The following is a 24,203-nucleotide window of genomic DNA, read 5'->3' as shown; positions in this document are numbered from 1 at the left end:
ATATTTGTTACTATGAGTTTTTCAAGAGTTTTATTTCTAATTTTCATTTTGTGCTGTTTTTATAATAAAATTAGCGCACAGGCTATCTCCGTAAATCCTACTGTGACACCTGCGGATTTAATTCAGAATGTTCTAATAAATAGTTCTTGTATTGATACCGAAAGTGTAAATGCCTCAGGAAATCCAACTCCAAACCAGCAGAGCTATGGTTCTTTTACGGGAGGCGCTAATTTTCCATTTTCTAGTGGAATAGTTTTAAGCACTTCTCCTAGCAAAAAAGCAGAAGGACCCTATAATCAGCAACAATCCAAAGGCACAGAAGTGCCAGGGTGGAACGGTGATACTGATCTCAATCAAGCTTTAGGAATTAATAATAGTACGCAAGCAACAGTTTTAGAATTTGATTTTGTAGCATTGACCAACTCTATTAGCTTTAATTATATTTTTGCTTCAAATGAGTATCAACTTAATTTCCCTTGTATTTATTCGGACGGATTTGCTTTTTTGATTAAGGAAACTGGAAGCACTGAAAACTATAAAAACCTTGCAGTCTTACCCAATACCACTACAGCAGTTTCGGCAACAACAGTCCATCCAAAAATTGAAAACATGAATGGTGCGGGCGGAGAACCACTTATTGGCTGTTCTGCTGTTAATGAAAATTACTTTAATGGATATAATATTGCTTCAAGTCCAATTAATTATGCGGGTCAAACCGTAGTAATGAATGCCTCTACAAGTGTAATTCCCGGCAAAAAATACCATTTAAAATTGGTTGTTGCCGACGATGCTACCAGACAATATAATTCGGCAGTTTTTATTGAGGCAGGCAGTTTTGTAACGAAAATAAATTTTGGTGAAGATAGAACTGCGGCCAATAATAATCCAATATGTTTTGGCGAAAATTACGTTTTAGACACCAATATAAGCTCAACAGCTTACACTTTTAAATGGTTCAAAAAAGATGCTTCCAACAATTATGTTGAAATTCCAGGAGCAACATCCTCATCTTATGCTGTACAAACAACAGGCACGTATAAAGCTGAAGCGAATTTGAGCGGTACAACATGTATTTCTGTTGGAGAAATCACAATTGAGTTTACACCTCAAATTCAATCAACCAATACTTCTTTATTACAATGTGATGATGATGCAGACGGTTTCACCATTTTTGACCTGACCAAAGTTGCCAATATTATAAAAAACAACAATTCGCAAATTATCAATCAAGGATATTACGAAACTTTAGCCGATGCTCAGGCAAAAACGAATCCAATTTTAAATCCGCAGCGTTATACCAATAAAGCTCCGAATCAAATCGTTTTTGCTAGGATCGAAAACACTTTTGGCTGCAGTGCAATACCTCAAATCACACTAAATGTTTCTAATACTGTAATACCAGATCAAGCTCCAATTGCTAAATGTGACGAAGACGAAATACAAGACGGTTTATATCAATTTAATTTAGAACAAGAAGTAACTCCACAAATTTTAGCAGGTTTACCTTCTGGACTTGTAATTAATTACTTTCTGACAGCTTCTGATGCAATTACAGAAACAAATCAACTGCCAAATATTTTCAAAAATACTATACCAAACAGCCAAACTATCTATGCGCGTGCTGCTAATGGATCAAACTGTTATGACATAGCTCCTATCGAATTGATTGTACATACTTTTGATCCTCCTAATTTTGAAGATGAAACAAAATATCTTTGTAAAGGAGATGAGATAATATTAACTGTTGCCACTGGTTTTAGCAGCTACACTTGGTCTAATAATGGCGGTACAACAAATTCAATTCCTGTTAGTAGTGCTGGCGATTACTCTGTAACTGTAACAGATGCAAATGGATGTCCAAAAACTAAAAAATTCAAAGTAATTTTATCTGAACCAGCCACAATTACAGGAGCAAATGTAAAAGATTTCTCCGGAATAGATAATTCTGTAAAAATCCTATATACAGGAGTTGGAAATTATGAGTTTTCTCTTGACGGAACCACTTTTCAAGACGACCCAACTTTTACTCAGGTAACCCCTGGCATATACAATGCAATTGCTAAAGACAAAAATGGATGTGGCCCATCTAATTCTTTTAAAATATATGTTTTAGATTATCCACGTTTCTTTACTCCAAATGGAGACGGATACAATGATTTATGGGCAATTAAAAACATTGATCAAATGCCAGATTATACTATTTCTATTTTTGATCGTTATGGAAAATTATTAAACCAAATGAATCAAAACGGATCTGGTTGGAATGGAATTTTTAACGGAAGAGAAATGCCTTCAGATGATTATTGGTTCACCCTTCTTTTTGTTGACGGAAAAAATGTGAAAGGGCATTTTAGTTTAAAAAGATAACGTTTTTAAAATTCAAATACTGAAATTCCAAATTCAAAACTATACTATAAAAAAGAATCCCAAACTCCTTAATTGGAATTTGGGATTTTTTATATTGAAAATTAATCTAATTAGATTTTGTATCTCTTTCTATCTGTTTCGCTTAAGTAGATTTTTCTTAAACGTAAAGATTTTGGAGTAACTTCAACATACTCGTCTTTTTGGATATACTCTAAAGCTTCTTCTAATGAGAATTTGATAGCTGGAATAATTCTAGCTTTATCATCAGCTCCAGAAGAACGTACGTTAGAAAGTTTTTTCGTTTTAGTAACGTTAACAGTCATATCGTCGCTACGAGTATTTTCCCCAATTACTTGACCTTCATAGATATCCTCGTTAGGATCAACGAAGAATTTACCACGATCTTGTAATTTATCGATAGAGTAAGGAATTGCTTTTCCGTTTTCCATAGAGATTAATGAACCATTGTTACGTCCAGGAATTTCCCCTTTGTATGGTTCGTACCCGATGAAACGGTGTGCCATAATAGCCTCACCAGCAGTAGCAGTAAGCAATTGATTTCTTAAACCAATAATACCACGAGATGGAATGTTGAATTTAATAATCATACGCTCACCTTTACCTTCCATAGAAAGCATTTCACCTTTACGGATTGTTACGAATTCAACCGCTCTACCTGAAAGGTTTTCTGGCAAGTCGATTGTTAATTCCTCAATTGGCTCACATTTAACACCATCAACTTCTTTGATGATAACTTGTGGCTGACCAATTTGAAGCTCGTACCCTTCTCTTCTCATTGTTTCGATAAGAACAGATAAGTGAAGTACACCACGACCAAAAACCATGAATTTATCAGCAGAATCAGTTTCTCCAACTTTCATCGCTAAGTTTTTCTCAAGCTCTTTTGTTAATCTTTCACGAATATGTCTAGAAGTAACAAATTTACCTTCTTTACCAAAGAAAGGAGAATCGTTAATTGTAAACAACATAGACATTGTTGGCTCATCAATAGCAATTGTTTGTAAAGCTTCTGGATTTTCAAAATCAGCAATAGTATCACCAATTTCGAAACCTTCAATACCTACAACCGCACAAATATCTCCAGCAACAACTTCTTCTACTTTTCTACGGCCTAAACCTTCAAAAGTGTGTAATTCTTTAATTCTAGATTTGATGATTTTTCCATCTCTTTTTACCAAAGAAATTGGCATTCCTTCTTTTAAAGTACCTCTTTCAAGACGTCCGATAGCGATACGACCTGTAAATGAAGAAAAATCTAAAGATGTGATTAACATTTGTGGCGTTCCTTCAGAAACTTTAGGAGCTGGAACATTTGCAATAACCATGTCTAATAATGGCTCAATGTTTTCTGTTTGATTTTTCCAATCATCAGACATCCAGTTGTTCTTAGCAGAACCGTAAACAGCTGGGAAATCTAACTGCTCTTCAGTAGCACCTAATTCGAACATTAGGTCAAAAACTTTCTCATGAACTTCTTCAGGAGTACAGTTTTCTTTATCTACTTTATTGATTACAACGCATGGTTTCAAACCTAAGTCAATAGCTTTTTGCAGTACGAAACGCGTTTGTGGCATTGGCCCTTCAAAAGCATCTACTAGCAAACATACACCATCGGCCATGTTCAATACACGTTCTACTTCACCTCCAAAATCGGCGTGGCCAGGAGTGTCGATAATATTGATTTTTGTTCCTTTATATTGAACCGATACGTTTTTAGAAGTAATTGTAATACCTCTCTCACGCTCTAAATCATTATTATCTAAGATTAAATCACCTGTGTTTTCGTTCTCACGAAATAACTGACAGTGATACATAATTTTATCAACCAAAGTTGTTTTACCGTGATCGACGTGGGCAATAATTGCAATGTTTCTAATAGATTCCATCTGTGATTTTTAATGGGCGCAAAGGTACACTTTATTTTTTAAAAAAAAATGTTTCTATCATAGTTTGCGTATATACAATCAATTAGTTAATATAAATCATGAAAATATCGGTTTCAAAATGACATTAACATACGTTTAGTTATGGTTAAATTAACTATATTTGAGGTGATGAAAAGTAAAACTCTCCAAATTACTCTTATTTATACAATCATCTCGATAATTATGGCGGTCATATGTCATAAATTACTCACAACCTACTTTTCTTCTTCAGAATATCCATATTTATCTTTAATAAAAGACATTGTATTTATTCTAATCACAGTATTAGTTTTCAGTTTTATACTTTCAAAAAATGAAAAAAGAAACATAACCATCTTTGAAAAGTTAAACAAAACCAATGAAGAAATAAAAGAATCTAATGAGAAATATGACATTGTAGCGAAAGCGACAAGCGATACAATTTGGGATTGGAAAATTCAAGAGGACAGTATTAATTGGAACAAAGGAATTGAAGGTGTTTTTGGTTACGACCCAAAAGAAGTAGGCAAAACTTCTAAATGGTGGTTCGACAAAATTCACCCAGAAGACAGCATCCGAATGTCAATAAAGCTATATTCTTTTATAGAACAAAAAACGGAGAAATGGCAAGACCAATACCGCTTTAAATGTGCAGACGGATCGTACAAATATGTTCTGGATAGAGGCTTTTTATTAAAAGATGAAAATGGAAGAGCTATTAGAATGATTGGAGCTATTCAAGATATTACAAAACAAAAAGAAGAAGAACAGCGATTAAAACTTTTAGAAACCGTAATTACACAGTCTAAAGATTCTATTTTAATTACCGAAGCCAATTCTACTGAAAAAAAAATACCAAAAATAGTTTACGTCAACCCTGCATTTTCACAAATGTCAGGTTACCAATCAAATGAAATTATAGGGAAATCGCCGAACATTTTTAAAGGACCAAAATCAGATTCTGATGAATTAAAAAAACTTTTAAAAGCCATAAAAAATGAAGAGGAATGTCTAATTGAAACTATTACTTACACCAAAACTAAAGAAGAATACTGGGTACGTTTTTCTATGATTCCTATTTTTAACAACGAAGGAGTAATTTCTCACTGGATTTCTATACAGAGAGATATTACAGATGAGAAAAAACTTGAAACAGAAAAAGAACATCTTATTCGAGAATTAACTCAAAACAACAAGGACTTAAAACAGTTCTCTTATATTACATCGCATAATCTTAGAGCACCACTTTCAAACTTAATTGGGTTGTTAAATTTAATGGAAGATATTCCTATAGAAAATGAAGAACTTCAAGAAATAGTAGCTGGATTTACAAAATCGACACATTTATTAAATGAAACCATAAATGATTTAGTAAAAGTCATTATCATTAAAGACAACCCTTCAATGCAGAAAGAAGAAGTTTCCTTAAAGGAGGTTTTTGAAAATGTATTTAGCCAACTTTCGTTTCAAATTGAACTACACAAGCCTATAATCAAGCTTAAGTTCGACAAAGTCCCAGAACTTATTACAAACAAAGCTTATATTGAAAGTATTTTATTAAACCTTTTAACTAATTCTATAAAATACAAATCGGAAAACAGAAAACTAAAAATTTCCATAACCGCAGAACAAATAGAACATAGAACAATCTTGACCTTTAAAGATAACGGAATCGGAATTGACCTTGAAAGAAATCGCGACAAAGTATTTGGACTATATCAGAGATTCCACAATTATCCTGATAGCAAAGGACTAGGATTATATCTTGTAAAATCACAAGTAGAAACAATGGGAGGAACAATTTCTATCGATAGCGAAGTTAATAAAGGAACTACATTTACAATAACATTTAAAAATTAATTATTATGCTTGAGCAGATTTTATGCATCGATGATGACCCTATCACATTGATGCTATGCAAAAAAGTAATTTCAAAATCTTCATTTTCACATGAAGTTATTACAGCTCAAAACGGCGAAGAAGCTCTTCATCATTTCAATGTCTTAAAATACACAAAGGACAAAGCAAAAAAAAGACCTGAATTAATTTTTTTAGATTTAAATATGCCAATTATGAGCGGATGGGAGTTTTTGGATCATTTCACTTCTCCAGACTACAGAGAGTTCAACGCCGTTCCCGTAATCGTACTATCTTCTACTATTGACCCCGAAGATCTTGCCAAAGCAAAAAAATATCCCATTATAATAGATTTCCTTTCCAAACCTATTACACAGCCAATGCTGGAATATCTTAAGAAGAAAATTGATCTATAAAGTTTAAAATCCAAACATTTGATTTATATGAAACAATAAATATTACTTCAAAAAAACTGGATCCACCAAAATAAAGACTTTCATAAAGTAACACAAAAATTTGTTTTAATATAAAATTTTAAATCAAGAAGATACTGAAAAGCCGTTTTCAAAAATCAAACTTATAAGCACTACTTTATATTAAAATAAATTATACATTTTCAGCATTACTATTCTTCAAAAAAAAAAAAAAAAACTTAATCTATTATTTTTTTACCTAATTGAGCCATAGTATATTTCTATTCGGAAGTAAATTTGCCACCATTGATACAAAAAGCGTATACACAAAAACAAATTCAATCTTTAGAATCGTTTTTAATACAATTACCCAAAACGCATATTATAAATCAATTATAACAACCCTATGGAAACATATTTTTACTCTAATCCTGAAGAAATCTTTATTCCCGAAAGACTAACAAACATTGTAGATATCGGAGCAAACCCAATTGACGGTGACCCTCCTTACAAATCTATGCTACAATCCGGTCTATGTCATGTTTATGGATTTGAACCGCAACCGCATGCACTAGCTCAACTATTAAACACAAAAAGCGCAAAAGAAACTTACCTTTCTGATGCTGTAGGAGACGGTAACCAACATACATTAAACATCACCAGCGCAACAGGAATGGTTAGCCTGCTAAAACCTAACAAACGACAACTCGATTTGTTTGAAGGATTTTCAGAATGGGGAAGAATTATAAGGCAAGAAAAAATTCAAACAAAGCGCCTTGATGACATTGAAGCCATTAATCATATAGACTTACTTAAAATTGACATTCAAGGAGCTGAATTAATGGTATTTCAACACGGTAAAGAAAAATTAAAAGAAGCTGTATTTATTCAAACTGAAGTTTCCTTTGTAAACTTATACGAAAATCAGGCCTCATTTGGCGATATCGATTTAGAAATGCGCTTACAAGGCTTTATCCCTCATACATTTACAGCTATTAAAAATTGGCCAGTTAAAGCTTCATGGAATGAATATAAAGACAAACGTTTTAACCAATTATTAGAAGCCGATATTGTTTACATCAAAGATATCACTTATCCTGAAAATTTCACCAATAGTCAATTAATGCACCTGGCAATGATTGCTCATCATGTCTATAAATCATTTGACCTTGTAGCATGGGCAATTAGAGAACTGGAAAAACGCTCAACAATCAAAAACGGAACATATTATTTCAACCAGCAGCATTAAACAAAGTGGCTAAAAAAAGGGAGGGGCGCAAAGTAAACTTTTCTAAATTAAAAACTCCAAATCTAACATCTTTTATAAGCCTGAAAGAACTGGAATTTCTCGTTTTATTTGAAATCTCTTAAGATTTTGTTTTAACAAAAAAAAGTCCTCAAAGAGGACTTTTTATATATCTAGTAAATTGTTTTAATTACAATTTAGCAACATGTTTAGTTAATTTAGACTTCAAGTTAGAAGCTTTATTATCATGAATGATGTTCTTTTTAGCTAATTTATCAATCATAGAGATTACAGTTGATAATTTTGCAGTAGCATCAGCTTTATCAGTAGCTAATCTTAACGCTTTAATAGCATTACGAGTAGTTTTATGCTGATATCTGTTAAGAACTCTTCTTTTTTCGTTGCTTCTGATTCTTTTTAATGCTGACTTATGATTTGCCATTTTCTTTTAATTTTAGATGTAATAATTATTATAAATACTAGTTAAAAAAGAAAAACCTCCCACAATTGTTAGACAATCACTTTGGTTTTAACTAATAAAACAAAAACCGAGACACCAATTTTTGTTTTACAAAACTTATTTACAACTAATTTGTAGTCCGTAGGGGAATCGAACCCCTGTTACCAGGATGAAAACCTGGCGTCCTAACCCCTAGACGAACGGACCAATATTCTCCTAAGTTGGAAACTTTTCAATATGTAATATAACTTGTAGTCCGTGGGGGAATCGAACCCCCCTTACCAGGATGAAAACCTGGCGTCCTAACCGATAGACGAACGGACCGTGCTTCTGTATTGCGGATGCAAAGATACATCTATTTTTTATTTGCGCAACACCTAATGCAAAAAAATATATTTTTTTTTAATATGCCTTAGCAAAAAGCACTCTTTTAGACGATGGTTTCCCAGTAAACACACAGGTTCCCGCCTCTTCAACAGCATCTAAAGGGATGCAACGAATTGTCGCTTTTGTCAATTCTTTTATCTTCTCTTCTGTCTCAGCAGTTCCATCCCAATGAGCAGATAAAAAGCCACCTTTTCCTTCTAAAACTTCTTTAAATTCCTCAAAACTATTCACTTCCGTAATATGAGTATTACGATAATCTAATGCTTTAGTAAATAAGTCCGTTTGAATATGTTCTAAAAGATCATTAACATGTTCAACGATTTTTTCGCTAGCAACAACCTCTTTTGTCAAATTATCGCGTCTCGCGACTTCAAAAGTTCCGTTTTCTAAATCTTTTGGACCAACTGCAATTCGAACAGGAACCCCTTTCAATTCCCACTCCGCAAATTTAAATCCTGGTTTTTGAGTTGTTCTGTCATCAAATTTAACCGTGATTTTTAATTTTCTCAATTTAGCCGTCAAATCCTTAACAGCTTCTGTAATTTGAGCCAATTGTTCATCAGTCTTATATATAGGTACGATAACCACTTGAATTGGAGCCAAATTTGGAGGCAACACCAATCCTTGATCATCAGAATGCGTCATAATCAACGCTCCCATCAAACGAGTAGAAACCCCCCAAGAAGTACCCCAAACGTGTTCTTGTTTTCCTTCAGCATTAGCAAACTTAACATCAAAAGCTTTTGCAAAGTTTTGTCCCAAGAAGTGAGATGTACCAGCCTGCAAAGCTTTTCCGTCTTGCATTAATGCTTCAATACAATATGTTTCATCTGCACCAGCAAAACGTTCTGTTTCGGTTTTAAAACCTTTCACAACTGGAATTGCCATAAAGTTCTCAGCAAAATCAGCATAAACATTCATCATTTTTTCAGACTCTTCAATAGCTTCTGCTTTTGTAGCGTGAGCTGTATGCCCTTCTTGCCATAAAAACTCAGCAGTTCTTAAGAATAAACGCGTACGCATTTCCCATCGAACCACATTCGCCCATTGATTAATCAATAAAGGTAAATCTCTATAAGACTGAACCCATCCTTTATATGTAGACCAAATAATAGCTTCACTTGTTGGACGAACAATGAGCTCCTCTTCTAATCTTGCATTCGGATCAACCATTAATTTTCCCGGTCTTTCCTCGTCATTTTTCAATCTATAATGCGTTACAACCGCGCATTCTTTTGCAAATCCCTCAGCATTTTTCTCTTCAGCCTCAAACATGCTTTTCGGTACAAACAAAGGAAAATACGCATTTTGATGTCCAGTTTCTTTGAACATACGATCTAACTCAGCTTGCATTTTTTCCCAAATAGCATATCCGTATGGTTTTATTACCATACATCCTCTAACTCCTGAATTTTCAGCTAGATCTGCTTTTACAACCAGTTCGTTATACCATTTTGAATAATCTTCTGATCTTGTAGTGAGGTTCTTGCTCATATTATATCTTTTGGCACAAATTTTGTTTTAATAATTTTAACTAAATAGTTTGACAAAACTAACTAATTTTGTAATGTGCAACAATAAAAAACACCACAGATATGAAAACTTACCTTTCACTCCGCCAAAACTCTAATCATTTTTACTTAATTGGATTACTGAGTTTATTGCTAGCATCGTGTGGTTCTTACCAAAATTCCTCTTATTATGATAATGATGGAGTTTATGGTGGTTCATCTGTTAAATATGTAGCAAATGGAACAAACAACCAATACAAGGAATATTTCAGATCACTGCAAGACGATAATCAACCAACTGAAATATTTACTGACGTTGACAATTATACTAATTATTCTGATAGCACTCAAACAGCATCTGTAGCATATCCCGCATGGGGAAGCAGCAGTTCTGATGTTTCTGTAAACTTCTACACTACCCCAACATGGTCATTCGGATTTGGATGGGGCTATCCTTATTATGGTTACGGCTATTACGGATGGGGTTATCCTTATTATGGATGGGGATATCCAGGATGGGGCTACCCTGGCTGGGGTTATCCGGGATACCCATACTATGGCTACGGATATAACTATTCTTACAACTACGGAAGAAGAGGCTCTGCAGCTTATTATGGAGATAGAAACTATGCTTACAACAGAAATTACAGTACTAATAGAGGATATACAACAAATAGAAACTACACTACTAATAGAGGCGACTATACTACCAATAGAGGAAATTACACAACAAACAGAAATTATACCACAAACAGATCTAACAGCTATACTGACTTTAGAAGAACCTCTACTTTAAACAGAGGAACTACTAGCCCTACATTCACCAATAGAGGAAATTACAACAACGGTTCCAATTACAACTATAGCAACAGAAGATCTTATAACAATAGCGGAAATACCACAACAAACAGAACCTACACACCTAGCAACAACAGTAGTTCACCTAGAAGCTACACACCTAGCAATAGCGGATCTTCAAGAAGCTATGCTCCTAGTGGCGGTGGTGGCGGATCTAGATCATACAGCGGCGGTGGCGGCGGTGGCGGAATGAGATCTGGCGGCGGTGGCGGAGGAAGAAGATAATTTTCCTCAGCACACTTAATTCAAACTAAAACTCATCAAAATGAAAAAAATACTTTTCCTATTTATAACAGGACTAACTGTTAGCGCGTCATATTCGCAAGAAGTTTCAGATGCTTTGCGTTATTCTCAAGAAAACCTTACTGGAACTGCACGTTATAGAGCCATGAGTGGTGCTTTTGGAGCGGTTGGAGGAGACATATCTGCTTTAAGCGTTAACCCTGCCGGATCTGCCATTTTTAACAGCAATCAAGTTGGAGTATCTTTTAGCAATCAGAATATTAAAAACAATTCTAATTACAACGGAACTCAAACATCAGATAAAGAAAACTCTTTTATCTTAAACCAAGCAGGAGGTGTTTTTGTTTTTAAAAACCACAATCCAAATGTTGGTTGGAATAAAATTTCAATTGGTGCAACTTACGAAAACACAAATAATTTCAATAATGAAGTTTTTTCTGCTGGAAACAATTCCTCCCATTCGGTTGACGCTTATTTCCTAGATTATGCAAATTACAGTAATGGAGGCTCACCAGTTCCACATCAACTTGTCAATACCCTACCTAACGAAACCATAACTGACTTATATCAAGATCTAGGGTCTAATTTCCCAAATGGACAATATCCTAATCTAAGTGGGTTTTCTGCGCAACAAGCATTATTAGGATATCAAGGATATATTATAAACATCGACAACGTAAATAATCCTAACAGTCCTTATTCAACAAACGTTCCAAAAGGCAATAACACCAACTATTACCAGACTAACGACATTTACTCAAGAGGATATAATAGTAAAGTAAGCTTCAATATCGCAACATCTTATAAAGATCGACTATATTTAGGAGCAAATTTAAATGTTCATGTCACAGATTATAGAAGATCAACAAGTTTTTACGAAACCAATAATGGTACGCTCACACCAAATGAAACAATATCAAGCATAAGATTCAATAATGATTTATACACTTATGGCAACGGATTTTCTTTCCAGCTTGGAGCAATAGGAAAAGTAACTGACAATTTTAGACTTGGGATAGCATACGAATCTAATACTTGGTATGAATTGTATGATGAGCTCTCACAAAGTTTATACACAACGAGACAAGCTGCAGGTGGACCAATTATCAATGCCAATGTAAATCCCAATGTTGTAAACGTATATGAATCTTATACTTTACAGACACCTGACAAATGGACTTTTAGCGCTGCATACGTTTTTGGAAAATCTGGTTTATTAAGCATTGATTACGGCATTAGAAACTATGGAAACGCTAAATTCAAACCAGGCAATGCCGGTTTTGGCGGCATTAACAATGAGATAGACAATAGTCTAACGAGTACTGGAGAACTTCGTATTGGTGCTGAATATAAAATCAAACAATTGAGCCTAAGAGGCGGATACCGTTATGAAGGAAGTCCTTATAAAAACGGAATTACAGTTGGTGAATTAAACAGTTATTCTGCTGGTTTAGGTTATAATTTCGGGTCTACAAAGTTGGATTTAGCTTACTCTTACCTGGAAAGAGAGTCAAATCAAGGTTTTTTTACAAGAGGATTCACAGATGGAGCTAACATCACTTCGAAATTAAACAATGTTACTATGACTTTATTATTTGAATTGTAATTAGAAATCAAAATAGATGATTGAAATTTCCGTCAGGTTTTTCCTTGGCGGATTTTTTTTATCCTTTCAAAAAAACTTTATTTTAAATTCAAATCAAGGAATACAAACAATAAGAAGCTCCAGCTTCATAAAAAACAGCTAAAACAAACTGCAAACTATCGTAGTTTGAATAAAAAAAGTGTAATTTTGCACTCCAATTTATAAAAGTATGAGAACCAAGTCTTTAAAAAAGAACAAAATTAACGTAATCACTCTTGGGTGTTCAAAAAATGTTTATGATAGTGAAGTCCTAATGGGACAGCTTCGCGCAAATGGAAAAGAAGTTGAACATGAAGCTCCTGCAGAAAAAGAAGGAAACATTATTGTAATTAATACTTGCGGATTTATTGATAATGCAAAAGCAGAATCAGTAAATATGATTTTGGAATATGCAGATAAAAAAGACAAAGGACTTGTTGACAAAGTTTTTGTAACAGGATGTTTGTCTGAACGTTATAGACCAGATTTAGAAAAAGAAATTCCGAATGTTGACCAATATTTTGGAACTACAGAATTACCTCAACTGTTAAAAGCTCTTGGTGCCGATTATAAACACGAATTACTTGGAGAACGTTTAACTACAACTCCAAAAAATTACGCTTATTTGAAAATCGCTGAAGGATGTGACAGACCTTGCAGTTTTTGTGCAATTCCGTTAATGAGAGGTTCTCACATTTCTCAGCCAATTGAAAAATTAGTTAAAGAAGCTCAAGGCTTAGCAAAAAATGGAGTTAAAGAATTAATTTTAATTGCTCAAGACTTAACTTATTACGGTCTTGATCTTTATAAAAAAAGAAATCTTGCAGAATTACTAGAAGCTTTAGTAAAAGTAGAAGGAATTGAGTGGATTCGTTTACACTATGCCTTCCCTACTGGTTTCCCTATGGATGTTTTGGAAGTAATGAAGCGCGAACCTAAAATCTGTAATTATATTGACATTCCGTTACAGCATATTTCTGATTCAATTTTGAAATCAATGCGACGTGGTACAACTCAGGCAAAAACAACTCAATTATTAAAAGATTTCCGCGCTGCAGTTCCTGGAATGGCAATTAGAACTACTCTTATTGTTGGTTATCCTGGAGAAACTCAAGAAGATTTTGAAATTTTGAAAGATTTTGTTCAAGAGATGAAATTTGACCGAATGGGGTGTTTTGCTTATTCTCATGAAGAAAATACTCATGCATATTTATTAGAAGACGACGTTCCAGATGATGTAAAACAAGCTAGAGCAAACGAAATTATGGAATTGCAATCTCAAATTTCTTGGGATTTGAATCAAGAAAAAGTCGGCAAAGTATTTAAATGCATCATTGACAGAAAAGAAGGCGCTCATTTTGTGGGACGTACAGAGTTTGACAGTCCTGATGTTGACAATGAAGTTCTAATTGATGCTTCTAAACATTATGTAAAAACAGGAGAATTTGTTAATATCAAGATAATTGAAGCAACAGAATTTGATTTATACGGGGAACCTGCTTAAATTTACGCTGAACAATTGTTAATCACAGATAAAAATACTTTTATGAAACCTTTTCAAACTTTATTTATTTTAGTTTTTGGCTTATTTACCTTTACTGTTTCTGCTCAATATGGAGGAGGGTACAATAATGGCTACGGTAACGGTTATGGCAATGGTTACGGAAGAGGAGGCGGAATGGGTATGGACAGAAGCATGATGGCTGGACAACAGCAGGGTTCTCAAAGCAAACCTAAAGAAACTCCGCCTGAAGAAACTGCAGGAATGATTGTAGAACAAATGAAACCGCAAGTAAATCTAGATGAATTGCAAGCGATTGCTATTACAAATGTTTTAGCAGAGAGCATACGAGAACAAGGTATTTTGCTAAAAAATGAAAGCAGCAACCAAGATCAAAAAATTGAACAAATAAAAGCTTTACGCGAAAGTACTGATAAAAAAATTACTTCTTTTTTAAATCCTGATCAAGTTGAAAAGTACAAAACTTTTATGGACACTTTAAAAGAAGTAAAAAAGACCAAATCAAAAAAGAAAAAAGATAAAGATTCTAAAGAAGATTCAAAAGAAGTAAAAGAGACACCAGATACGAAAATATCAGAATAATCGTTATTAACTTAAAAACAACGAATTATGACAAAAAAACTTTTTTGTTATCTGATTTTAGCTGTCATTGTCAGTGCTTGTTCTACAAATCCGTACAAGAATACTGAAAAAGCTTATGATCAGCAGCTAAAAAATTTGGAAAACCAGATTACAAGTAAAGAAGCCAAACCAATTCCGGCAGTTTCACCTGTTGTTATTGATACTTCTTATGCGCAGCAACTGAGAATTGTAAAAGATACTTTATCTAAAACAACCTCGACTTATTTGCAAAACGGAATTAATACGGAGTGGATTGGTACTGTAAATTTCAATTTAAGAAAGCCGAGTTTTGTTATTATCCACCATACTGCGCAAGATTCTTTGCAGCAGACGATAAATACTTTTACTAAAACTAAGACTCAAGTAAGCGCTCACTACATCATTTCTGAAAACGGAAAAGTGGTTCAAATGCTTAATGATTATTTAAGAGCTTGGCATGCTGGAAATTCAACTTGGGGAAAAGTAACCGATTTAAACTCTTGTTCTATCGGAATTGAGTTAGACAATAACGGATTTAGGCCTTTTACGGAAGCACAAATTAGCAGTTTGGTTGCTTTATTAACTAAGCTAAAAAAAGATTATAATATTCCGACACAAAACTTTTTAGGTCACGCAGATATTGCTCCTGGAAGAAAACAAGATCCAAGCGCTTTATTTCCATGGAAAACTTTAGCCGAAAAAGGTTTTGGAATTTGGCAAGACGAAGTTTTAGAACCTGCACCGTTTGATTTTAAGATTGAACCTGCATTAAGAATAATAGGTTACAACACCAAAAACTTGACCGCAGCCATTCAAGCTTTTAAACTACATTATATTCAAACTGATGCAACTTCAGTTTTAGATAGAAAAACAATAGATACTATTTATTCTATTTATAAAAAACAAGTTCAATAAATAAAAACTAATTTTAAAATACACTAACGCATTTCTAGGTTTTAGAAATGCGTTTTTTTTATTCAATGCATAAAAACCATTTCTGCAATTGATAGTTTGCACAGGCGAAAAGACGCACTGCGGTGCGCTTCTACAGCATTACAAATAAAAAACAATACATTCTCCTAATCCAACTCATAACTCATAACTCATAACCCATAACTCATAACTCACTAAAAAATAAAAAAGCTGCCAAAACATTAGTATGTTTCGACAGCTCCAAAAAAAAAAAAAATATCAATCTTTATCTCTAGAAAGAGTATGTTGTTGCAATTAAGGCATAGAAGCTTCCTCCTGTTGGCAATGCATCTTTATCTAAAAATATATCTTCAGACGCTGCGTCGTATCTTAACTCAGGAATTATAGTCAATTTTCCAACTTTGTAATTTAGAGAAACTGTATTAGCAAATACACTTGATCCTGATAAAGTTCCTAAACTTGGCGCTGCATCTTTGGCATCAAAATATTCCATTCTGTAAGCCAAAAGCAACGCAGGGTTGAAAGTATAATTAGCATATCCTACCAAAGAAAACCAATCTCCATCTAAATTACTATCAAAATCATTTGTTGTTTTAGCATAAGTCGCATTTAACCCAAGTGCAAAACTATCACTAATTGTCTTAGATGCTGTCAAATCAAACTGTGTTTTATTTTCATCTGAAACTGGAATTGTACTTCCCGGTATCGGGTTAGTACTTCCTGTTGTAAAATTCAAATAAGCACTTCCTGTATCACCTATATATCCTACTTGTCCAATGAACGTTTTTTGATACGAACCTGCATCCATAGCCGATTTAAAATCCGTTGGGTTGGTTAATCCTAACATAGCTGTAAATTTACCAGAAGTATACTGTGCTTTAACCCCAGTATTAAAAAACGGCCCGTAAGAAAACGCATAAGACATACTATAGTTTTTGTTATCTACCGCGTCTAATACCTCATATCCTATATGAGTTCCGAAACTACCTGCTACTACTTTAAATTCATCGGTTAAATTGTATGTAAAGAATAATTGTTTAATCATAAATTTTGCACTTGCATCTTTATCTGGTGTTTCGTTATATGAAAATTCTGCTGCTCTTTTTCCGAAACCTAAGTCTACAAAAACTGAAGCTTTTCCAAAAGTATGACCCGCTTCTATCGACGCCATTCCTAATTCGAATGAATTCTGTGAGTTGGTAAAGCTCGTTAATCCATTCATTTGTTTTGAAAAATCATATTTATAGTACGCATCTGCAGAACCTCCCCATGTGGTTGCTGGAGGAGTGGCTGCTTCTTCTTCTTGGGCAAAGGCAAAAGAACTTGTTAACATCGCGGCTAAAATGTGAAATGCTTTTTTCATGTTTTAAATTGGTTTTTAGTTATTAATTGATTCTGGTTAGTTAATCTTTTATATATCTATTTAATAGTATAAGTCATTTCTAAAACCTTTCATGCGCCTTCAAATCATCATCATTTTCATTAGCGAATTTATTAACTTTTGTATGAGTAGAATAATTCAAAACGGCTTTTTTGACGTTTTGAACAAAGAATTACGGATTACAAAAATTAAATCGACAATAATCGTGATTTAATATTTATCGATAATCGTTTTTGAAAATTCAACAACATAATTTTACCATTTTACACATTTTAAACAAGGGTTAAAGTAAAAATTACTACAAAAATTAGAACAAAAAAGACACAAAACCACTAAAAACAAAAATACACCCCCTAAAAAAATAGGGTATTGAATAATTTAAAAACAAAACAACAACATCAATCATTTATAAAACATTAAAATAAAAGAACAGTTTTATCAAAACAAAATTCTTACAAATTAATCCCTTACAAAACATCTTCCATTAAGACATAGAAGACACTTTTAATAGTCGGAAAAAAAGTAAAAATTCAAAAAAAAAGCCCGTTCATTTAACTGAACGGGCTTTTGTAAAAATGACCTCAATTGACTTACTCTTCTTTATTATATTTTCTTAAATATTCACGGACTTTAATTCCAGAATCTTTCAAGTCTTCATCTTTCCATTTTCCATCAGATTTAGCCGATTTTTTTAAAATAGAGCAAGTTTCGTCTTTATCGGATACAGACCAAGTAATCCAGCTCAGTTTTTTAGACTCCATCCAGTCTATATATTCTTGCCAAGCTTTATAATTTAGAGGGCCATCTCCAGAAGCTTCCATTCCAGCAGATTCAGAAATAAAAACTGGCAAGCCTCTCTTGATAGCCAGATCTGTTCTATTTCTCAGTTCTTTGCCATGCGTTGCTGCATAAAAATGCATGGTATACATTATATTGGTATAATCTCTTATTGGATCTTCGGCCGGAAGATCAATATCCTGATCCCAATGCGGGCAACCGACTAGAATAATATTATTAGGATCATTTTCGCGAATGACACGAATTACTTCTTCTGCATAATTTTTCACTTCCCACCAAGTTTCATAATCAGGCTCGTTAAATACTTCATATATAATATTAGGATACTTGGCATACTTTTTTGACATCTCTGCAAAAAACTGTTTGGCTTCTTTCAAATTTATATTATGACTATGCCAATCTATAATTACGTATATATCCTCTTTTATTGCTCCTTTAATAACGGCTTCTATTTTCTCTTTAGAAAATTCCGGATCATTAATATAAGAATGATCTCCAAGCTCGATTCCCATTGCGGCACGAACTACATTGCAATTAAAATCCTTTTTTAACCAGCTTACTGCTTTTTCATTATAAAATCGCGGCCACATGCTATGCCATCCAAAACTCAGTCCGCGGAGCACAACTGGATTATTTTCTTTATCTACAAGCTGTGTTCCAAGAACACTTAACTGCCCATGCTTTTTTACAAATTGTGCTTTTGAAACATTTATAAACAGCAAAAGCAAAAAGGTGGCATACCAAAACTTTGATTTCATAATGTATTGTTTTAAGGGATTAGTTTTAAAGTAACAACATCATGCGAAGCTATTTCAGCCGTAAAAGCTTTTTTTGTATTTCCGATTTCCTTGTTTTTCCAAAGATCTTTTATTTTGAAAACGGTTTTACTAAAATCAGCTTCATATCCAAAATCAGCATCTTTGATGTTGTTTTTTTTCCAATCAAAATTGATTTTTTTTGAAGTTTCGGTTCTGTTGACAAAGCTTACTGCCCAAGCTCCATCTGAAAGTGGTTTTACCCATACTTCTACTCCATCTAAAATAGCATATTTAAATCCTTGGATTCCAAGTTTATCTTGATTAACAGCTAAAAGTTCTTTATTCGTTAAAATTGCCAAAGTCTCTTTTGACATTTTTCTGTAATCATTTCCAGTAAAAAGAGGCGACGAAAGCATGCACCACATTGCAAAATGGGTTTTGTCTTCGATATCGTTCATCTCATTTCCAACTTCCATCATATCAAAATCATTCCAATGATCGGGCCCTGAATATTTACGAATATCTTTTCTCATATCGGCGATTTTCATGAATCCCCAAGAAGACCAATTTTCTGGATGTTTGAATTCGCAGTCAAAACATGGATATATATCTCCCGATATTCTCCAAAGATTTCCGATTGGCTTTCCCCATTCCCACGGCTGATTGTCTCCCCATTCACAAAGACTGAAAACAATTGGCCTTCCAGCAGTTTTTAGGGCATTGCTCATTGTTGTATAAGCTTCTTTTGCCGTAATTCCTTCTGTATTGCACCAATCATACTTTAGGAAGTCAATTCCAAGTTTTGCATAAAATCTGGCATCCTGATATTCGTAACCTCTTGTTCCAGGATAACCTGCACAGGTTTTTGTTCCCGCACAATTGTACAAGCCAAATTTCAGCCCTTTACTATGCACATAATCTATAAGCGCTTTCATTCCGTTTGGGAATTTTTCTGGATCTGGCACTAAATCACCATTTGCATCACGCTCGTGTGTCATCCAACCATCATCTAAAACAATATAATTGTAGCCTGCAGCCGCTAAACCCGAAGAAACCATAATATCTGCGGTTTCTTTTACCAATTTTTCGTCAATATTGGTTGCAAAGGTATTCCACGAATTCCATCCCATTGGAGGTGTCATTGCCAATCCTTCAAATTTTCCAGCTTGTTGCTTATGTGTGTTGCCTTGACTGAAAACAAAACTTGTTATGCTAAAAGCAAACAGTAAAATGACTTTTTTCATTTTTTTTCTAATTTAAAAATATTTTAAAAAAATGTTCCCCAATTTTTCAATCAGGGAACATTTTTAAACTAACTAAAACAAACTATTTTACAAAAATCCTATATCATCATAGTAGATCGTATTTCCTGGAGTAATTGAAATCCCTGAGTATTCTTTTATGAACACATTATTAAATGTAGCTCCCACTTTATCCAGTTTCAAATCTGACATCGGAATTGAAATGTTATTCCATTGTCCTGCAACCAGCTGAACAGTAGTTCCTAAAGCATCATCGTCATTTGCTTTACTATGTATACTAATTAATATTTTAGTACTTTCAGTCGCGTATACCGATATTTTAAGGAATTGATAATCGGCAGTATTCAGAGTTTCTTTAAACCCGATATAAAAACCAGACCAAGCCCCTGTTACTTTCTTAATAGAATGAGTGCCTCGACTTACATTTTCAGTATTCATCATATCAAAACTACCTCCCCAATCCCACTGGTAACTAATTTTTGATGTATCATCTGCATAAAGCAAATATTTAAGACCAATACTACTTGGAGCAGATACGCCAAAATCAGTCTCAACAACAATAAGAGCATATGAATCAAAATCGTTTGGAACAGTTACTTTAATTTCTGTTTTAGAAACTGCAGTAAATGTAGCTGACGTAGCACCAAACTTAACGTCTTTAACTTTTACAAAATTTTGACCTGTAATTGTAATAACATCTCCTGGAGATGCTAATACTTGAGATAGTCCGGTAATTACTGGAGCTGGAGGGCTTAATTCAATTACATTGCTTAAAACATTCACAAAACCATTTGTTCCGTAATAATCTAATCCTGGCGCCGCTTTATCAGATCCATTAACTTTTAATACATTATTGGCTACATTGATATTCAATAAATACAAATCAGGATTTTCTGCATTTGCCATTGTAGCGTAATCTCCCGTTTCTAAATAATCCGCTTGTACCCCATCGAGTTTAGCAACTCTTTTTTTAACACCTTTAATAACATGACTTAAAACAAGTTGTTTCAAATCTGCAACAGGAACCAATGTAACATCAGGATAACCTAAATCATTAACATAGCCGTTAGATACTAAATAAGCATCGAAAGTAGCATCATTGGGAACAAAATAGGTATAATCATCCATTGTATTCAATGTTGATTCCAAACCCGCTAATTCTATTGCTTTTGCAAATATTGTTAAGTTACTATTCTGCTTAAGCAGCCCGTATGCAGTATTATATTTTTGTTCGGCTCCTCCAACTTCAGGGATAGCATCATCACAGGAAGAAACCAACCCAATCAAAAACATGCAAATCGCTATGTTTTTTAGTTTATATATTATTCTCATATATTTTCTTTTTATATTTTATTAAAAGAATCTTTTATAAGTGCTATGGACTTTATAAAATCTTATTTACTATTTTAATATCAGACCTAGATCATCTATATAAATTACATTTCCGCCAGCTTTACCTCCCATTTCCTGTAGAGTAAATTCTTTTAATTCAGTCGGATCCCCTAGTGCACTAAATGGAATTTCTACATAAGTCCAAGTTGACCCAAAGTCATAAACTGGTTTAATTTTATCACTACCATTAAGAATTATCCCTATTTTACCTGGGTTTTGTCCTTTAAGCCTCACTCTAAACCCTTTGTATTTAGAAATATCAAATTTCGAATTATCAATACCAATGTATAACCCATTCCATTGGTTTGGTCCCCAAGAAATACATTTGCTACCCTGAGCAACATCTTTATCATAAGCTTTATCATAAGGATTGGTTCCATCCCATAAACCATTATAATTAGATAAAGATGTGAATGCATCATCATAAATAGCAGAACCAAAAGACTGGCTGGCAACAGTTGTACCCGAGACATTAGTGATAGATAAACTTTTATACTGAATATTATCTGGGACTTTAACTTTAATTTCTGTCAATGTTGATGAAATCGGTTCAACAGCAGTTTCGCCAAAATTTACAACAGGACGTAAAAAATATTCTCCTGTAATTGTGATTATATCTCCAGGATTAGGATTAATTGGAAATCCTGTAATATTTGGACTTGGCGGCCTAATGGCTACTTTATAGTTTAAGGTACCTATATTAGTAACAATCTTCATTTCATCCATTTCGTTGTAATAAGGAGTCTTTTGATCCACTAAAACCACAATAGCATTATCTGTTACAAATGTTGGATTAAAATAAGATTCCAATCCATTAAATGAAATTGATCTTAATGTAGCAAAACCAGATCCTCTGATGATATAATAATTTCCTGCATTAATAACCTCTGTAGGAACATCCACTTCTCTATCTCCGTCAACCAAAGGATCGTCAACAACAGACCTGCTGATACCTGTTACTTCAAGCTTTCCGGAAGAACTTGCCGAATCATCATTTGAACAGGAAGCTAACAGTAAAATTGAAATCGAAGCCAGAAAATACAACTTCAATACTATTCTATTTTTTATATTTTTCATAGTGATTTACTTTTAAAAAATTATTTGAAAGTGTAAGGAACTGGTGCCTCTTTCAATTTTGGATTTTTTCTAACTTCGATATCTGGTTTTGGATAAATAAAATCAGTTGGCGTTGGCGTGTAATGTATTACTCCCTGAGAATCGAAACCTCTATCTTGCTGAGAAATTATATTGATCGCTTCCTGACGTGGCAGTCTTCCTAAATCGAACCAAAATTCTCCTTCAAAAGCAAATTCAACTCTACGCTCATGAAATAAAGCTGTTTTTGTTAAAGGCACATTACTATCTAGAATACCCAAACCTGCTCTCGCTCTCACTTTATTATAGGATTCTTTCGCTGCGGCATTACTAGTTTCATCTGCTCCCGCCATAATTGCTTCGGCATGAATTAATAAAAGATCGGCATAACGCATAATATAATTACAGTTATTCATTCCTCCCCATCCGTCAGCTGGCCCAGTCTCACTAGTAACTTGCCCTACCACATATTTCTTAACAGCTGCTCCTGTATTGGCTAATGCATCAGGATATTTGGTTTTATCCATAACAAAACCTACAACACCATCTCCTTTAATGTTAGGATAAGAATCTCCATAGATCATAAAAGATTCTTTTCTTCTTAAATCTCCAACTTCAAAAGCATCTTGAACATCATTACTTGGCACATAAGTAGCACCGTACGAAGCATTATCATTCAAAATATCCAAACCGTATTGAATATTAGAGAAATTTCCTCCTCCATAAGTATTTATAGCACCCGACCATTGCCAAGAATAAATAGATTCTTCATTATTGTTTTTACTTGTCAAAAACAAATCTGCAAAATTTGGCAGTAATCCAAACTCTCCTGAGTTAATCACTTTTTCAGCCATTAATTTAGAATCCGCATATTTCTTCTCATATAAATATACTTTGGCCAAAAATGCTTCAGCAGAACCTTGAGTTACAAAAATGTTTTCTCCACCAGGAGTTCTAGATCTAATTTTTGATTTTAGATTTGCAGCAGCAAATTTCAAATCGTTTTCAATAAAGGTATAAACGTCTTCAATTCTATTTGTGTTTACCATTGGATCTTTTGCTAAAGCCAAATTATCTTCAATAATAGGCACTGGACCATACAAACGAACCAAATAAAAATAGGCTATCGCTCTAAAAAAATGCGATTCTGCAATAGTATTCTTAATTACAGCCTTGTTCACTTCTGCAGTGGCATTTTTTTCAATATTGTTAATTAAGTTATTCGATTGTGCTATGATTGCAAAACAAGCTCTCCATGGATCTAACAATATTGGACTATCAGAAGTCAATTTAAACTGAATCAGCTCTGGGCCATCAGCATAAGCCAAGCAATTTCCTGAAGATAACTCTGCCAATGCGTAAAAATTCTTAGTATAATAAGGAGCCCACATTGCACCATACATACCATAAGTAGTTCTTGCTACTTGCTCATCAGTATTATAGAACTGGTCACTGCTGTAACTATCTTCAGATGGGCGATCCAAGAAATCTTCGCTGCAAGAAGTAGTTGCCAAACCTAGCGTTAAGAATAAAACTAAGGTCTTTATATTGATATATTTTTTCATAAGAGT

The 24,203-nt window shown here is 33.8% G+C and carries 18 protein-coding genes and 2 tRNA genes; 9 read left to right on the top strand and 11 right to left on the bottom strand.

Features of this window, described 5'->3' with window-relative positions; translation table 11 throughout:
• Window positions 1–12 precede the first annotated feature (12 nt).
• Entirely contained in the window at window positions 13–2,367 is a 2,355-nt protein-coding gene (locus ABXT06_RS21990) for a T9SS type B sorting domain-containing protein (RefSeq protein ID WP_354592648.1), read from the top strand.
• Between the two features lie 110 nt (window positions 2,368–2,477).
• Here ABXT06_RS21990 and typA read toward each other — a convergent pair whose 3' ends face one another.
• On the bottom strand, window positions 2,478–4,274 hold the full coding sequence (gene typA / locus ABXT06_RS21985) for a translational GTPase TypA (RefSeq protein ID WP_111378311.1): 1,797 nt from the start codon (window positions 4,272–4,274) through the stop codon (window positions 2,478–2,480).
• A 168-nt stretch (window positions 4,275–4,442) separates the two neighbouring features.
• On the opposite strand from typA, the gene ABXT06_RS21980 reads away from it, so the two are divergent.
• The 3 genes from ABXT06_RS21980 to ABXT06_RS21970 all read left to right on the top strand — a co-directional run bounded on the left by ABXT06_RS21980 (window position 4,443) and on the right by ABXT06_RS21970 (window position 7,811).
• The gene (locus ABXT06_RS21980) at window positions 4,443–6,152 is read left to right on the top strand and encodes a PAS domain-containing sensor histidine kinase (protein ID WP_354592647.1); all 1,710 of its coding nucleotides are present in this window, start codon (window positions 4,443–4,445) and stop codon (window positions 6,150–6,152) included.
• A gap of 5 nt (window positions 6,153–6,157) precedes the next feature.
• On the top strand, window positions 6,158–6,565 hold the full coding sequence (locus tag ABXT06_RS21975) for a response regulator (RefSeq protein ID WP_354592646.1): 408 nt from the start codon (window positions 6,158–6,160) through the stop codon (window positions 6,563–6,565).
• Between the two features lie 403 nt (window positions 6,566–6,968).
• Complete coding sequence (locus ABXT06_RS21970) at window positions 6,969–7,811, top strand: FkbM family methyltransferase (RefSeq protein WP_354592645.1); 843 nt, start codon at window positions 6,969–6,971, stop codon at window positions 7,809–7,811.
• A gap of 187 nt (window positions 7,812–7,998) precedes the next feature.
• Here ABXT06_RS21970 and rpsT read toward each other — a convergent pair whose 3' ends face one another.
• From rpsT to proS, 4 genes are all read right to left on the bottom strand, one after another.
• On the bottom strand, window positions 7,999–8,250 hold the full coding sequence (gene rpsT / locus ABXT06_RS21965) for a 30S ribosomal protein S20 (protein WP_073417115.1): 252 nt from the start codon (window positions 8,248–8,250) through the stop codon (window positions 7,999–8,001).
• Window positions 8,251–8,403: 153 nt separating this feature from the next.
• A tRNA-Glu gene (locus tag ABXT06_RS21960) sits at window positions 8,404–8,475 on the bottom strand.
• A 45-nt stretch (window positions 8,476–8,520) separates the two neighbouring features.
• Window positions 8,521–8,592: transfer RNA gene (locus ABXT06_RS21955), tRNA-Glu, on the bottom strand.
• Between the two features lie 78 nt (window positions 8,593–8,670).
• Window positions 8,671–10,149 carry a proline--tRNA ligase gene (gene proS, locus ABXT06_RS21950; protein ID WP_354592644.1) on the bottom strand — a complete coding sequence of 493 codons (1,479 nt, stop codon included), beginning with the start codon at window positions 10,147–10,149 and terminating at the stop codon, window positions 8,671–8,673.
• A 101-nt stretch (window positions 10,150–10,250) separates the two neighbouring features.
• Here proS and ABXT06_RS21945 point away from each other — a divergent pair, with 101 nt between their 5' ends.
• The 5 genes from ABXT06_RS21945 to ABXT06_RS21920 all read left to right on the top strand — a co-directional run bounded on the left by ABXT06_RS21945 (window position 10,251) and on the right by ABXT06_RS21920 (window position 15,928).
• A complete protein-coding gene (locus tag ABXT06_RS21945; protein WP_354592643.1) occupies window positions 10,251–11,249 on the top strand; it encodes a hypothetical protein in 999 nt (332 codons plus the stop codon).
• Between the two features lie 40 nt (window positions 11,250–11,289).
• Entirely contained in the window at window positions 11,290–12,873 is a 1,584-nt protein-coding gene (locus tag ABXT06_RS21940) for an OmpP1/FadL family transporter (protein ID WP_354592642.1), read from the top strand.
• Window positions 12,874–13,081: 208 nt separating this feature from the next.
• On the top strand, window positions 13,082–14,395 hold the full coding sequence (rimO, locus tag ABXT06_RS21935) for a 30S ribosomal protein S12 methylthiotransferase RimO (protein ID WP_354592641.1): 1,314 nt from the start codon (window positions 13,082–13,084) through the stop codon (window positions 14,393–14,395).
• 42 nt (window positions 14,396–14,437) lie between these two features.
• Entirely contained in the window at window positions 14,438–14,995 is a 558-nt protein-coding gene (locus tag ABXT06_RS21925) for a hypothetical protein (protein WP_502909071.1), read from the top strand.
• Window positions 14,996–15,022: 27 nt separating this feature from the next.
• On the top strand, window positions 15,023–15,928 hold the full coding sequence (locus ABXT06_RS21920) for an N-acetylmuramoyl-L-alanine amidase (protein ID WP_354592639.1): 906 nt from the start codon (window positions 15,023–15,025) through the stop codon (window positions 15,926–15,928).
• Window positions 15,929–16,217: 289 nt separating this feature from the next.
• Here the strand turns inward: ABXT06_RS21920 and ABXT06_RS21915 are convergent, their stop codons facing one another.
• The 6 genes from ABXT06_RS21915 to ABXT06_RS21890 all read right to left on the bottom strand — a co-directional run bounded on the left by ABXT06_RS21915 (window position 16,218) and on the right by ABXT06_RS21890 (window position 24,197).
• Window positions 16,218–17,309: an outer membrane beta-barrel protein gene (locus tag ABXT06_RS21915; RefSeq protein ID WP_354592638.1), complete on the bottom strand. Its 1,092-nt coding sequence runs from the start codon at window positions 17,307–17,309 to the stop codon at window positions 16,218–16,220.
• Between the two features lie 608 nt (window positions 17,310–17,917).
• Window positions 17,918–18,883 carry a glycoside hydrolase family 5 protein gene (locus tag ABXT06_RS21910; protein WP_354592637.1) on the bottom strand — a complete coding sequence of 322 codons (966 nt, stop codon included), beginning with the start codon at window positions 18,881–18,883 and terminating at the stop codon, window positions 17,918–17,920.
• Window positions 18,884–18,894: 11 nt separating this feature from the next.
• Window positions 18,895–20,127 carry a glycoside hydrolase family 27 protein gene (locus tag ABXT06_RS21905; protein ID WP_354592636.1) on the bottom strand — a complete coding sequence of 411 codons (1,233 nt, stop codon included), beginning with the start codon at window positions 20,125–20,127 and terminating at the stop codon, window positions 18,895–18,897.
• A gap of 87 nt (window positions 20,128–20,214) precedes the next feature.
• Window positions 20,215–21,477: a fasciclin domain-containing protein gene (locus tag ABXT06_RS21900; protein WP_354592635.1), complete on the bottom strand. Its 1,263-nt coding sequence runs from the start codon at window positions 21,475–21,477 to the stop codon at window positions 20,215–20,217.
• Window positions 21,478–21,546: 69 nt separating this feature from the next.
• Complete coding sequence (locus ABXT06_RS21895; RefSeq protein ID WP_354592634.1) at window positions 21,547–22,614, bottom strand: IPT/TIG domain-containing protein; 1,068 nt, start codon at window positions 22,612–22,614, stop codon at window positions 21,547–21,549.
• A 20-nt stretch (window positions 22,615–22,634) separates the two neighbouring features.
• Window positions 22,635–24,197 (bottom strand): RagB/SusD family nutrient uptake outer membrane protein, encoded by a 1,563-nt coding sequence (locus tag ABXT06_RS21890; RefSeq protein ID WP_354592633.1) that lies wholly within the window; start codon window positions 24,195–24,197, stop codon window positions 22,635–22,637.
• Between the last annotated feature and the right edge of the window lie 6 nt (window positions 24,198–24,203).

Source organism: Flavobacterium sp. UW10123, from assembly GCF_040538975.1.
Taxonomy (GTDB): domain Bacteria; phylum Bacteroidota; class Bacteroidia; order Flavobacteriales; family Flavobacteriaceae; genus Flavobacterium.
Note: the sequence above shows the minus strand (reverse complement) of the source record. Positions and strands in the feature narration are given on the sequence as shown.